The sequence below is a fragment of the Kitasatospora sp. HUAS MG31 genome, assembly GCF_040571325.1.
In the GTDB taxonomy this organism is placed as follows: Bacteria; Actinomycetota; Actinomycetes; order Streptomycetales; family Streptomycetaceae; genus Kitasatospora; species Kitasatospora camelliae.
This window is the reverse complement of record NZ_CP159872.1, coordinates 3628642-3640957: the sequence shown is the minus strand read 5'-3', so window position 1 is coordinate 3640957 and position 12316 is coordinate 3628642. Positions and strand designations below refer to the sequence as shown.

General features: G+C 74.0%; 13 protein-coding genes and 1 tRNA gene. 5 read left to right on the top strand and 9 right to left on the bottom strand.

Annotation, left to right across the window (positions count from 1 at the left end):
- The first annotated feature begins 181 nt into the window (after positions 1 to 181).
- From ABWK59_RS16395 to ABWK59_RS16375, 5 genes are all read left to right on the top strand, one after another.
- Positions 182 to 1393: a DNA polymerase III subunit delta' gene (locus ABWK59_RS16395; protein ID WP_354641330.1), complete on the top strand. Its 1212-nt coding sequence runs from the start codon at positions 182 to 184 to the stop codon at positions 1391 to 1393.
- A gap of 228 nt (positions 1394 to 1621) precedes the next feature.
- Positions 1622 to 2734 carry a hypothetical protein gene (locus ABWK59_RS16390; RefSeq protein ID WP_354641329.1) on the top strand — a complete coding sequence of 371 codons (1113 nt, stop codon included), beginning with the start codon at positions 1622 to 1624 and terminating at the stop codon, positions 2732 to 2734.
- Between the two features lie 220 nt (positions 2735 to 2954).
- On the top strand, positions 2955 to 4550 hold the full coding sequence (locus ABWK59_RS16385; RefSeq protein ID WP_354641328.1) for an alpha/beta hydrolase: 1596 nt from the start codon (positions 2955 to 2957) through the stop codon (positions 4548 to 4550).
- A 141-nt stretch (positions 4551 to 4691) separates the two neighbouring features.
- Complete coding sequence (gene leuE, locus ABWK59_RS16380; protein WP_354641327.1) at positions 4692 to 5378, top strand: leucine efflux protein LeuE; 687 nt, start codon at positions 4692 to 4694, stop codon at positions 5376 to 5378.
- Between the two features lie 143 nt (positions 5379 to 5521).
- Positions 5522 to 5595 (top strand) — tRNA-Thr (locus ABWK59_RS16375).
- A gap of 46 nt (positions 5596 to 5641) precedes the next feature.
- Here the strand turns inward: ABWK59_RS16375 and ABWK59_RS16370 are convergent.
- From ABWK59_RS16370 to ABWK59_RS16330, 9 genes are all read right to left on the bottom strand, one after another.
- The gene (locus tag ABWK59_RS16370) at positions 5642 to 7000 is read right to left on the bottom strand and encodes a tyrosine-type recombinase/integrase (RefSeq protein WP_354644975.1); all 1359 of its coding nucleotides are present in this window, start codon (positions 6998 to 7000) and stop codon (positions 5642 to 5644) included.
- Between the two features lie 100 nt (positions 7001 to 7100).
- A complete protein-coding gene (locus tag ABWK59_RS16365) occupies positions 7101 to 7301 on the bottom strand; it encodes a helix-turn-helix domain-containing protein (RefSeq protein WP_354641326.1) in 201 nt (66 codons plus the stop codon).
- 183 nt (positions 7302 to 7484) lie between these two features.
- On the bottom strand, positions 7485 to 8750 hold the full coding sequence (locus ABWK59_RS16360; protein ID WP_354641325.1) for a DUF3631 domain-containing protein: 1266 nt from the start codon (positions 8748 to 8750) through the stop codon (positions 7485 to 7487).
- Positions 8751 to 8835: 85 nt separating this feature from the next.
- Complete coding sequence (locus ABWK59_RS16355) at positions 8836 to 9717, bottom strand: bifunctional DNA primase/polymerase (RefSeq protein ID WP_354641324.1); 882 nt, start codon at positions 9715 to 9717, stop codon at positions 8836 to 8838.
- A gap of 58 nt (positions 9718 to 9775) precedes the next feature.
- Positions 9776 to 10117, bottom strand: coding sequence for a hypothetical protein (locus ABWK59_RS16350; protein WP_354641323.1), 342 nt, complete (start codon positions 10115 to 10117; stop codon positions 9776 to 9778).
- Positions 10114 to 10752, bottom strand: coding sequence for a DNA methylase (locus ABWK59_RS16345; protein WP_354644974.1), 639 nt, complete (start codon positions 10750 to 10752; stop codon positions 10114 to 10116). The genes ABWK59_RS16350 and ABWK59_RS16345 overlap by 4 nt, the downstream gene beginning before the upstream one ends.
- A gap of 110 nt (positions 10753 to 10862) precedes the next feature.
- Complete coding sequence (locus ABWK59_RS16340; protein WP_354641322.1) at positions 10863 to 11459, bottom strand: hypothetical protein; 597 nt, start codon at positions 11457 to 11459, stop codon at positions 10863 to 10865.
- A gap of 179 nt (positions 11460 to 11638) precedes the next feature.
- Positions 11639 to 12061, bottom strand: coding sequence for a hypothetical protein (locus tag ABWK59_RS16335; protein ID WP_354641321.1), 423 nt, complete (start codon positions 12059 to 12061; stop codon positions 11639 to 11641).
- 37 nt (positions 12062 to 12098) lie between these two features.
- Positions 12099 to 12290 carry a hypothetical protein gene (locus ABWK59_RS16330; protein ID WP_354641320.1) on the bottom strand — a complete coding sequence of 64 codons (192 nt, stop codon included), beginning with the start codon at positions 12288 to 12290 and terminating at the stop codon, positions 12099 to 12101.
- Between the last annotated feature and the right edge of the window lie 26 nt (positions 12291 to 12316).

Sequence of the window (12316 nt, the reverse complement as noted above, 5' to 3'; positions counted from 1 at the left end):
GGGTACGGGACCTCCTGCGTTCCCGGGTACCACCGGCTCCCGGTCAGCCGCTGATTGGGGAGCACGGGGTTCGGAGCCCGTCCGGCCGTGGTCGTCCGGCCGTGGTCGGGCGGACGGCGGTCGGGTGTCGGCCGGTGGGGTTAGGCTCAGGGGCAGGCGGTGGTGCGGTAGGGAGTGCGGCGTGAGCGTGTGGGACGACCTGGTCGGCCAGGATCGGGTGGTCGAGCAGCTGCAGGCGGCCGCCCGCGCGGCCCGGGCCACCGTGACCGCCGGCCGTACCGCCACCCCCGAGGCCGGCGTCAACGCCTCGCTGATGACCCACGCCTGGCTGTTCACCGGCCCGCCCGGCGCCGGCCAGACCACCGCCGCGCGCGCCTTCGCCGCCGCCCTCCAGTGCACCAGCCCCGACCTCGAACTCGGCGGCACGCCCGGCTGCGGCTTCTGCGAGGGCTGCCACACCGTCCTCTCCGGCAGCCACGCCGACGTCAAGCAGGTCCGCACCGACGGCCTCTCGATCGGCGTCGGCGACATGCGTGACCTGGTCCTGCGCGCCGCCAGCTACCCGACCGGCGGCCGCTGGTCCGCGATCCTGATCGACTCCGCGCACCGGCTCACCGAGGCCGCCGCCAACGCCCTGCTGAAGGGCGTCGAGGAGCCCTCCCCACGGACGGTCTGGCTGCTGTGCGCGCCCTCCGTCCAGGACGTGCTGCCCACCATCCGCTCGCGCTGCCGGCTGCTGGTCCTGCGCACCCCGGACGCCGAGGCCGTCGCCGACATGCTGATCCGGCGGGACGGAGTGGAGCCGGAGACCGCCCGCTTCGCCGCCCTCGCCGGGCAGGGCGACATCGAGCGCTCCCGCCGCCTCGCCGTCGACGAGCAGGCCCGCTCCCGGCGGGCCGAGGTCCTGCGGATCCCCCTGGAGGTCGCCGATCTCGGCGGCTGCCTGGCCGCCGCCCAGCGACTGGTGGACACCGCCAAGGCCGACGCCGAGGCCCTCGCCGAGTCGCAGGACGCCAAGGAGACCGACGACCTCCGGGCCGCGTACGGCGCGACCGAGGGCAGCCGGGCCCCGCGCGGCCTCGCCGGCGCCGTCAAGGAACTGGAGAAGCGGCAGAAGAGCCGGGCCACCCGCACCCGCCGCGAGACCCTCGCCGTGGCCCTCAACGACCTGCTCGGCTTCTACCGGGACGTCCTGGCCCTCCAGCTCGGCGCCCCCGGTGCGCTGGCCAACGAGGACCAGCGCCCCGCCCTCACCAAGGTCGCCTCGGCCGGGCAGCCGGAGAACACCCTGCGCCGGATCGAGGCGGTACTGGCCTGCCGGGAGGCGCTGGACCGGAACGTCGACCCGCTGCTCGCCGTCGAGGCGATGACCGTCGCCCTGCGGGCCGGCTGACGCCGCCCCGCCGCACCCCGTCCTTCCCCGGTTGCTCGCAGGATGCTTGACGGACCGTCCGACGATCTTCCGATCGGAGGGGGTGTGCCCCGGCGTCACATCCCTCGTTCGAGTGAACGTCGCCCCGGGCCCGGACGGCCCCGACCCCGCCGCACGCGGCGCCCGGCACGCTGAGGACGAATCCCGCCGTGGTGCGGCGGCCGGTCCCTCCCCCGAGGCGGTGTGCCCATGTTCCGTCCGCTGCTCCTCGTCCCGCTGCTGTGCGCCGCGCTGGCCGGCGGCTGGCTGGCCCGGACCGCGGTGCTCCGCTGGCGCGACCTGCGGTCCGCGCAGACCTACGAACTCGCCGCCGAGCTCCGGCCGGTGCTGCTCCGAGCGGGCGGCGCCGCGGTGTGCGGGATGTGCGTCACCGCGTTCACCGTCGCCCTCGCCGTGAGCGGGCAACCCGGGACCACGCCCCTGACCGCCGCCGAGGCCGCCCGGGCGGCCGCTGCGCCCAGACCCGCCGGGTCCGCCGTACCCGCCGCGCCCCCGATGCCCACCCGGGCCGACCAGGCGCCCGGCGAACTCCCGCCCGTGGTCACCCAGTTCGAGATCATCGGCCGGCCCGCCGAGGGCGAACTGCTCCAGGCCGCCGTGGCCGCCCCCGACGGCCACCCCCGCACCGTACGGGTCTGGCTGCCCGCCCAGTACCGGGAGCACCCCGGCATCCGCTTCCCGGTCATCGTGCTGCACTCCGGCACCGCCGGGAAGACCGCCGACGCCGAGCTCCCCGACCTGTTCGACGGCGTCACCTCCGCCGTGAAACTCGGCAAGGCCCACCCGTTCGTGGTGGTCGCCCCCGAGGCGCCCAGCGGCACCGGCCACCCCTGCGAACTGCTCGCCGCCGCCCCGCAGGCCGTCGCCGACGACAGCGCGCTGCGCACCGCCGTCGGCGGCGCCTTCCGCACCCTCCCCGCCGGGCCCGCCGGATGGGGCGTGCTCGGCGTCGAGAACGGCGCCCCCTGCGCGGCCGCCGCCGGACTGGCCCGCCCCGACCTGTACGGCGCCGCCGTCGCCGTCTCCGGCCGCTACGACGCCCCCGCCCTCACCGCCGCCGGCGCCGAAGCCCCCGAGAACACCTCCGCCCGACTGCTGCTCGCCGCCGCCAAGGGCGACGGAAGTGGCCTGGCCTCCGCCCGCGCCCTCCAGTCCGCCCTCCAGGCGGGCCGGGGACGGGCCGCCAAGGCCACGGTGAGGATCTCCGAGGTGGTCCAGGACTACACGCCCGAGCGGGAGCGTCTCCGGCTCGTCCGGGTCGCCGTCCAGTACCTGGCCGAGACCCTCGCCAAGCCCTCCTGAAGCCCGCGGCACAGCCCGCCGCAAGGGTGCCCTCCGGGTCCCCCGGGCGGTTGATCGTCCGGTGATCGTCCGGGCGGTGCGCCGCCATGACCTGGCGACCTTTCGGGCGCGCGCCCCCGCCGGCCGGGGACCGGCCCGCTAGGCTCGGCAGAGCCGCGTCCCGCGTGGGGCCGCGTCCCGCGCAGAGCGGTCCCCGGCGCCCGAGGAGAGAGACCCCACCATGCGAGCTGTCCGGCCCCACCGGTTCCTCCCCGCCGTCGTGGCCGCGGCCCTGCTGCTCGCCGGGTGCTCCGGCGGCGAGGGAACCGCCACCGCCTCGCCGGGCTCCTCCACCGACGGCGCACCCCCCACCGCCACCCCCGCGAGCGGCTCCACCGCCGCGACCCCGCTCCAGCCGCTGCCCGCCGAGATCCCCGCCGCGCTCTCCTCCTACTACACGCAGAAGCTCACCTGGCAGCCCTGCGACGACGGCTTCGAGTGCACCACCTTCAAGGTCCCGGTCGACTACGCCAACCCCTCCGGCGGCGACCTCACCCTCACCGCCACCCGCGCCCGCGCCACCGGCGGCGCCACCCGGCTCGGCTCCCTGCTACTCAACCCCGGCGGCCCCGGAGGCTCCGCCATCGAGTACGTGCAGGCCACCGCCAAGAGCTTCGACCCCGGCGTCCGCGCCGCGTACGACCTGGTCGGCGTCGACCCGCGCGGCGTCGGCGAATCCAGCCCCGTCAGCTGCCTCAACGGCGACCGGATGGACGCCTACACCGCCACCGACATCACCCCCGACGACCAGGCCGAGACCGACGCCCTGGTCGCCGCCGACAAGGAGTTCGCCGCCGCCTGCCAGCAGAAGTCCGGTGCCACCCTCGGCCACGTCAGCACCGTCGAGGCCGCCCGCGACATGGACGTGCTGCGCGCCCTGGTCGGCGACGACAAGCTGCACTACCTCGGCAAGTCCTACGGCACCTTCCTCGGCGCCACCTACGCCGGCCTCTTCCCCGGCCGGGTCGGCCCCATGGTCCTCGACGGCGCCCTCGACCCCTCCCTCGACGCCCGCGCCGGCAACCGCGGCCAGGCCGGCGGCTTCGAAACCGCCTGGGCCGCCTTCGCCAAGGACTGCGCCAAGCGCGACAACTGCCCGCTCGGCAGCAACGAGAAGGAGATCGGCGAGCAGCTCGACGCCTTCTTCCGCAAGGTCGACGCCCAGCCGCTGCCCACCGACTCCGGCCGCAAGCTCACCGAGTCCCTCGCCACCACCGGCGTGATCCAGGCCATGTACGCCGAGTTCCTCTGGCCCCGGCTGCGCGATGCCTTCACCACCGCCAAGGCCGGCGACGGCACCGGACTGCTCAAGCTCTCCGACGACTACTACGAGCGCTCCGCCGACGGCACGTACCCCAACCTGATGTCCGCCAACATGGCGGTCAACTGCCTCGACCTGCCCGCGCCCTTCGCCGACCCGGCCGCCGCCCGACAGGCCGTGCCCGAGTTCGAGCAGGCCTCCCCGCACTTCGGCCGCGACATGGCCTGGATGGCCCTCGCCTGCGGCTACTGGCCGCTCAAGGCCACCGGCGCCCCGCACACCGTCCGCGCGGCGGGCTCCGCCCCGATCGTCGTGGTCGGCACCACCCGCGACCCGGCCACCCCGTACGCCTGGTCCCAGGCGCTCGCCGGCCAGCTGGAGTCCGGTCGCCTCCTCACCTACGACGGCGACGGCCACACCGCGTACGGCCGCCGCAACGCCTGCATCGACACCGCGATCAACCGCTACCTGCTCGGCGGCGAGGCCCCGGCGAACGGTACGCGCTGCGCCAAGTAATTACCGTTTCGGTGGATCGGTGCTGGCGGTTAGCATGAGTCGCCAGCCCCCACCGCCTGCCCGACCCGCGCGCGTGCTCCTTCTCTGTCGTTGTCGCGCGTGCCTGCCGGGCTGCGCGCGCCTGCCGAAGGAGTCCCCACCGTGCTCGGAGTCCACGACCTGGCGACCTACATCGTCGGCGCCCTCCTGATCGTCCTGCTGCCCGGCCCGAACTCGCTCTACGTCCTCTCGGTGGCCGCCCGCCAGGGCATCCGGACCGGCTACCAGGCCGCCGCGGGCGTCTTCGTCGGCGACCTCACGCTGATCAGCCTCACCTCGCTCGGCGCGGCCTCGCTGCTGAAGGCCAACCCGGCGGTGTTCGCGGTGGTGAAGTTCGGCGGCGCCGCGTACCTGCTCTGGATCGGCTTCGGCATGCTGCGTGCCGCCCGGCAGTTGTGGCGGGAGCGGAACGCGGTGGCTGCGGCTGCGGCTGCCTCCGCCGAGGCGGGGGCCGGTCCGGTCGGCGAGGCGGGCGTCGCGTCGACGGGGGAGCGGCCGTTCCGGCGGGCGCTGCTGATCAGCCTGCTCAACCCGAAGGCCATCCTCTTCCTGCTGTCCTTCTTCACCCAGTTCGCCGACCCCACCTACGGCGCCCCGGTCCTCTCCTTCGGCCTGCTCGGCGGCATCCTGCAGACCTTCAGCGTGCTCTACCTCTCCCTGCTGATCTTCGCGGGCACCACGCTGGCCGCCGCCTTCCGCCGCCGCAAGCACCTCTCCGCCGGGCTCACCGGTGGCGTCGCCGCCCTCTTCGCCGGCTTCGCCGCCAAGCTCGCCGTCACCTCCGTCTGACCCGGTCCGACCTCCCCACCGGCGGCGGCCACCCCCGCCGCCGCCGGAAAGCCGCTGGTACGGACACCCCGGGAAACTGTGTAGACTGGCCCGCGTTGTCAGTGCGAAGCTCGACCCATTGGTTGGGCCACCCCGGCAGCAGCGCCGCCTTAGCTCAGTTGGCCAGAGCAACGCACTCGTAATGCGTAGGTCGCGGGTTCGAATCCCGCAGGCGGCTCAGACGAGAAGGCCCGGTCGGATACTCTGACCGGGCCTTTTGCCATCTACGCCATGCGCCGACGGCGGCGCGCTCGGGCCGCCCGGGTGTTCGTGGTCTCAGTTGGGGTCTCAGTTCCGGCCTGCTGCGGGAAGAGCGCGTTGCCCATCCGCCGGGCCGCTTCGCGGGTGGTCGGGGTAGTGGTCTTGACGTACCGCCGGGTCATGCTGATCTGCGAGTGGCCGAGAATCTCCATGATGGTGAAGGGGTCCACGCCCAGCTCGTTCAGGATTGTGCCTGCGGAGTGGCGGCTCCCGTCGTGCTGCCGCCGGTCCTCGATCCCCGCCTCGCCTAGCAGTGCCTTGAACTCCTCCCAGTCGTCGTGCGGGTCGATCGGCCGGCCGTCGGGGCGGCAGAACACGAGGTCGTACTCCTGCCACGTCTCGCCCGCGGCAGCCTTGGTGGCCTCCTGCTGAGCACGGTGCTCGCGGAGCGCGGGCTTCAGCGGCGGAAGGAGGGGAGCCGTCCGGCGGCTGCCCTTGGTCTTCGGCCGCGTGAACACCAGGCCGCCGCCGTGCCGCTCGGGGCAGGCGCTGGCATGCCGGGTGCAGTCCGGCAGGCACGGCTTCGGGCACCCGCGCTTGTAGGTCCGGTGCCTGGTACACCCGGGCTCGCACGGGCCGCGGTGGAGACGTGTTCCGCACCCGTGGGGATCGGCGCAGCCGTGCCGCCACGTCAGCCGCTGGAGCTGCCAGGAGGTGTCCAGGGACTCGGCTTCCTCGTCGATGAACCTCCACCGCAGGCCGAGGGCTTCCCCCTGGCGAAGCCCCAGCCCGACGCCGATTGCCCACCGCAGGGCGGTCGGGCGCTTCATCGCGGCCAGCAGGAAGCGACGGGCCTCCTCCTGAGTGAAGGGGTTGGCGTCCACCTCCTCCAGCGACGGCGGGTCTACCAGGGTTGCCACGTTCCGGGCGACCATCTCTCGGCGCAGGGCGATCTTCAGCGCCCGGGAGAGGATCCGGTGCACTTTCAGCACGTGGGACGCGGCTCGGCCCTCGGTGCGGAGCTGCACGTAGAAGGCGTCCAAGTGCTCGGGCCGGAGCCGGTCCAGCCGGTGCTGGCCGAGGCCGGGGATGATGTGGTTGCGAGTCTTCGACCAGTAGTCGTCCAGGCTGCGGGGCTTGAGTCGCTGGGACGCGATGGTGTCGAGGTAGGTGGTCATCCACTTCTCGACCGTCGGGATCTTCCCCGCCTTGGTGACCCGGCCCGCGTCTCGTGCGCGCTCCAGCGCCTTCACCTTCCGCCGGACCTCCGTCTCGGTCTTGGCCCTGCGGTGTCGCCGGTCGGGGCTGCCGTCAGCCTTCACGCCCATGGTGACGCGGCCGTGCCACCAGCCGTCCGCACCGAGATAGACGGTCGATTCCATGTTGGGCTGGCGGGTCTTGCGCTCGCTCAAGTGGCGCTCCTGAAAGTGGGAAGGGCACCGGGCGGATTGCCCGGTGCCCTCAATTGGGATGTGTTGATGGTCAGTTGGCTTGGACGGCCTGACGCTCGATGTACGCGTCGATGTCCGCCGGCCGGACGCGGCGGGAGCGTCCGATCTTGATGGAGGTCAACTCTTGGTCAGCCAGGAGCTGGTAGAGCTTCGAGCGGCCGATTCGGAGCACGCGCGCGGCCTCCTCGGGTGTCAGGAGAGCCGGGCGGAGCGTGGCGACGGGCACGGTCACGGTGGATCCCTCCGGGGTGATCTCGATTGCGGATCGGGGCCCCTCGGCCCCTCTCTTCTCTGGGATCCGCTACTGCCGCTACTGCCGCTACCGTGCAGGTCAGGGGCATGATCGAGGTAGCGGATTGGGTAGCGGTAGCGGATTGGTGCCGCTCCCGCCGGGGTGGCGGGAGCGGCGGGGTGGTCAGCGCGGGGCGGCGCCGGCCGTGGCGGTCTCGGGGGCGGGTAGCGGATTGCTATCCGCTACCTGGGGCGTATCCGCTACCGGAAACAGGGCCCTGACCTGCGCGGTAGCGGAGGTAGCGGCAGTAGCGGATGCCTGGGAAGGGGGCGGGCAGTAGCGCAGCCAGGCGTCGGCGAGGTCGCTGGCGTAGTAGCCCTTGGCGCTGCTCTTGGGGCCGGTCTTGATGTTGCGGGGCTTGATGGGGTCGTTGTCGGCGGTGACGTAGTCGCCGAGCATGCGGGCGAGCGCGCGGGCGGTGATGGGCTTGCCGTCGAGGTCGGCCCACGGGGCGTCGTCCAGCTCGGCGAGCCTGCCGAGCAGGTCGGTGCTGAGCATGCGCTCGGCGCCGTTGAAGATGTCCCGCAGGTCGGTCAGCAGGCGGATGCCAATGCTGCCCTTGTCGTTGGCCTTGGCGGCTGTGACGAGCTGGACGCAGGCGGCGCGGGCGCGCTTGGGCCAGTGGCCGCCGGCGGCGTCGGCGACGGCGAGCAGGGGCTCCCAGACGTCGGCGGGGCGGTCGCTGATGCCGTCGGGCAGCTCGGGCCATACGTCGTGGAGCTGGTCGCGGATGGCGGCGGCCCAGGTGGCGAGGCGCTCGCGCAGGGCGTGGCCCTGGGCGGCGTGGATGCGCTCGCGGTAGGGCTCGACCTTCTCGTTGGGGGCGCGGCGGCGCATCCGGACGATGACGGAGCGGCTCATGATGGTGTCGGGGAGGTCGCCGAGTCCGCCCATGGCGAGGGCGGCGTAGACGGGGAAGGGCTGGACGGTCTGGGTGTTGCCGTCGCCGACGCAGCGCAGGACGACGCCGGAGCGGCGGTGGCCGGAGTTGATGAGGCCGCGCAGGTCCTCGTTGCCAGCGGCTTTGGGGCCGAAGGTGGTGTCGATCTCGTCGAACAGCACCGTGGGGCGGGCCTCGGGGTCGGACACGGAGCGGAACAGGGCGGCCGGGCTGACGTCGGTGGTCAGCATCGACCGCGGCGTGAGCGTCTCGATGATCTCCAGGGCGCGGGTCTTGCCGCTGCCGGGCTCCGGGGAGAGGAACGCGATCCGCGGGGTGGACTCGAACGCGTCGAGCAGGTGCGTGTGGGCGTCCCACAGCACGACGGCGACGTACGCGGCCTCGGAGGGGAAGACGTTGAAGCGTCGGTGGAACGCCTCCACCGCGTCGAGGAGGGCGGCGCCGTCCTCGGGCGGGCGGCTGTTGGCGGTGCGGGTGGGATCGGTCATGCTTGGGTCTCCCGGTTCTTGTCGGGCTGGGGATACCGGGGCGGCCGTCGGTCTTTGGCGAGAGTGGACGGCCGCCCCGGGGCGCTCAGTTGGCCGCGCCGGCGGTGGTGAAGCCGTTGGCGACGGCGCGGGCGGCGTAGTCGGGAGGGACGCCGACGGCTGCGGCGGCGTCGATCAGCTCCCGGGCGATGGCGTCGAGGCCGCAGGGGCCCGGGCACCCGGTGTGCCGGGCGGCGAGGAAGCGTGCGACGCCGAAGGTCTGCGACCCGGCGCCGCTCTCCTGGTGGTTGAGGATCTTGGCGACGCCGCGCGTCAAGCCGGTGCGGACGTACCGCTCCGTGTGCCTGCACCCGGTGGCCACCGACCGGCTCCACCCGGTGGCCGGTGAGGAAGAGGCCACCCGGCCCCGATGCGGCGGCGGGGTGGCCTCTTCTCCTCGGTCGGCCAGGGCCCGGACGGCGTCGGGCAGCGGAATCATTGCGCCCATCCCGGGGCCGAGCCATCGGGCGTACGCGGCGTGGGACTTGATGTCGACGCCGGGTCGGACGGCGTTGGCGGAGCGCATGGCGCCGAGGTAGACCCAGTGCTCGCCGCGGGTGGTGGGCACCGTGCGGGTCGGCGGCAGGCTGTGGCAGGCCCAGGCGACGGCAGCGGGGGTGTCGAGGTCGAGGACGGTCAGCCCGGCCCCGCCGGGGTGGTAGGCCAGGGCGGCGGCCTCCCGCCAGGCCGCTGCCCACGCGGGGCTGAGGAGCACGTCCAGGTCGGCGGTGGCGGCGGCCCAGGCGTGGCAGGGGTGCGGGCAGGCGCACGGGCCTGCGGCTTTCATGTTCGGCCGGTCCCCGCAGGCGCTGTCGCGGCAGGCCGGGCAGTTGCCGACGGGGAGTTTGCCCTCCCGCAGCATCAGGACCGGGACGCCCGCGCGGGCGAGCGTCAGGGCGTCGGCGAGGAGGTCGTCTTGTGTGGTCATCGCGGTCCTTCCGGGCCGCGGCCGGCCCCGTGTCCGCCGGGGTGGGCCGCGGCCGGGGCTAGAAGAGGGCGTCCGCCTGGGGCGGTTCGGCGCGGACCTGCCGGCGGGCGCTCGTGCGGGTGGCGTCGTGGCAGACCGGGCACCAGGCGGCCAGCCGCTCGGGCGGGAGGGCCGCGGCCCGGTGCGGGGGCAGGAGCATGTCGGCCGGGTCGAGCGGTGCGACGGTGAGGCGGACGACGCGGCCGTGCTTGCCGGCCCAGCCGCCGTGCTCGCGGTCGCAGCGTCCGCCGCTCTTGGCGTGCTTGACGCCGCAGGTGCCGGTGCATTGGCAGCGCATGGTGGCGGCGGTGGTGACGGTCTGCCAGAGGGCTACGCCGGCCAGCGGCGGGCGGGTGCTCACGCCGCCACCGTGCCCAGGTCGGCGCCGAGCGCGCGGGCGGCGGCACGGCCGATGAACTCGGCGTAGGCCGGGGGAATGGCCTCGGCGATCTCACGGCGGACGTCGGTCCAGCGGATCCGCATGGCGTCCTGCCACTCGGCGACGGTGCCCTTTCCGCCACCGTTCCCGTAGACCTGGAAGTACGGGCCGTCGTAGCGCACGCCGTGCCGGTAGCCAGCGACCCGGCCGTGGTGCGGGACGTGCGCCGGGCGGGCCATCGACCAGCCGCCCAACTCGAAGTTGCGGTGCCGCAGGACGCCGAGCCGGAACATCTCCCCGCACAGGGTGAGGTCGACCCTCATTCGCCTGGAGGCACGGCCGGGGGGCTGCTCGATCACGTACGGCCGACCCGTCGACTCCAGCGCCTGCCGGGTGGGCTCCAGCAGGTCCGGGTACCGCTCGCGATAGCAGGCGTTGGTGCCGGCGGTCAGGGTGCAGTCGAACTGGCACGGCGGCCCGGCCGAGTTCAGGTCGAAGCCGTGGCCGTGCTCGCGGATGAACTCGATCGCGTCGCCCTGGACGAAGGCGAAGGGGTAGTTCGGCTGGTCGCGCAGGTCGACGCCGAGGACGTCGAACCCGGCCAGGTACAGGCCCATGCCGGTGCCGCCGATGTTGCAGAACGCGTCGAGCACCGTCAGGCCGTTCCACGGCCGCACCGGCAGCCACGCTGCGGTGGGCCGGGCCTCCACGGGCCACGTGCGGGCGGTCACCGGATGGTCCGGGCGAGCAGGTCGCCGAGCAGATGGGCGTGGGCGTTCGCGTGGTCCACCAGGGTGTTCACGGTCTTCTTGGCCTGGTAGGTCATCAGTGGGCTGGGTTCGGCGACGGTCGGGGCGTCGAGCAGACGGGCGGGCACGGGGACGAGGATGGTGGCGGTGATCAGCAGGGCGGTACGGTCGGTGCGCTCCGGCTCCACCAGCGCGGTGAAGCCGCTGTTCCCGGTGGCCCAGGGGTCCGCCTGCCAGTCGCCGACGATCATGGCGGGCCACTCGGCGAGGGCGCGGTGCCGCAGGGGGACGTCGATGCGCAGGGCGACGTCGTGGCCGTCCTCGCCGGTGGAGACCAGGGTGACGGCGTGGATGTCGGGGCGGATACGCACGTAGCCGGGGGACATGACCGGGCCGGTGGCGATCTGCCACGTGGAGAACGCGAACTCCTTCGCGGTGAGGGGCTGGCCGTCGTCGTGGAGGAGGCCGGGGTTGTGGGCGAGGTAGGCGCCGAAACGCGAGTACCCGTCCGAGGCGTGAGCCCGGTCGTGTGCGTCGTCGGCGATGGCGAGCGTGTGGTGGGTGAACTCGGGCATGCTGGTGTCCTGGTTCGTCTCGTACGGACTTGTGGGCCCCGCGACAGCCGTCTCTCTGCCAAGATCCGGCGGCTGCGCGGGGCTTCGTGCTGGTCGGGTCGGACTGTCCGTCCCCCGCACCGCCCACCAACCGCCGTCGGGGCGGGCGTTGGGCGGCACGGCCGGTCGGAACAGGCCGGTCAGCGGTTGCGGTTGGAGACCTTGACGGAGAGGTTCACGGCCCCGGCCCGGCCGCCCGCACCGCCGCCGGTGCTCTTCAGCAGCCAGACCAGGGCGAGGACGGCGGCGAGCAGGCCGATACCGGTGGTCGCGGCGGCGAGGGCCTGGAACAGGAAGGCGAGGCCGACGCTGGCGGCCCCGGCGCCGATGCCGCCGGCGAGCAGGCGGGCGGGCCAGGGGTCGCGGCCGGGCTCGGCGGGCAGGTACGCGGCTGCGGGATGGGCGAGCGGCGCGGCCTGCTGCTGGATGGGGACGAGCCCGGCCGCCGTGGGCTGGTAGAGGGCCAGGGGCGCGGCCTGCGGCGGTGCGGCGTAGTAGGGGGTGCCGTCCGGGGCGTGGAGCACTGGGGCAGCGGTCTGCGCGTAGGGGTGGGTGTGGTCCACGGTGCTTCTCCTGTCGGCGAGTTGGTTCGGTGCTGGGTCAGTGGAGGGTGGAGAGCATGTGGACGGCGGCGTCGAGGCCCTGGTTGACGGGTCCGGCGAGGCCGGTGCCGGCGACGGTGAAGCCGGACAGCCACACGGCGAGGGCGGAGCCGGCGCTGACGCGCTGGGTGCGGATCAGGACGGCGGTGATGACGCCGAACAGGACGGCGGTGGAGATCGTGACGAGCACGGCAGCGGGTCCTTCCGAGGGGCGGA

Coding starts and splice junctions, on each gene's coding strand:
- ABWK59_RS16390 (WP_354641329.1), top strand. CDS start 1,622: ATGTTCCGTCCGCTGCTCCTCGTCCCGCTGCTGTGCGCCGCGCTGGCC.
- ABWK59_RS16385 (WP_354641328.1), top strand. CDS start 2,955: ATGCGAGCTGTCCGGCCCCACCGGTTCCTCCCCGCCGTCGTGGCCGCG.
- ABWK59_RS16370 (WP_354644975.1), bottom strand. CDS start 7,000: ATGGAATCGACCGTCTATCTCGGTGCGGACGGCTGGTGGCACGGCCGC.
- ABWK59_RS16360 (WP_354641325.1), bottom strand. CDS start 8,750: ATGACCGATCCCACCCGCACCGCCAACAGCCGCCCGCCCGAGGACGGC.
- ABWK59_RS16355 (WP_354641324.1), bottom strand. CDS start 9,717: ATGACCACACAAGACGACCTCCTCGCCGACGCCCTGACGCTCGCCCGC.
- ABWK59_RS16345 (WP_354644974.1), bottom strand. CDS start 10,752: ATGGGCCTGTACCTGGCCGGGTTCGACGTCCTCGGCGTCGACCTGCGC.
- ABWK59_RS16340 (WP_354641322.1), bottom strand. CDS start 11,459: ATGCCCGAGTTCACCCACCACACGCTCGCCATCGCCGACGACGCACAC.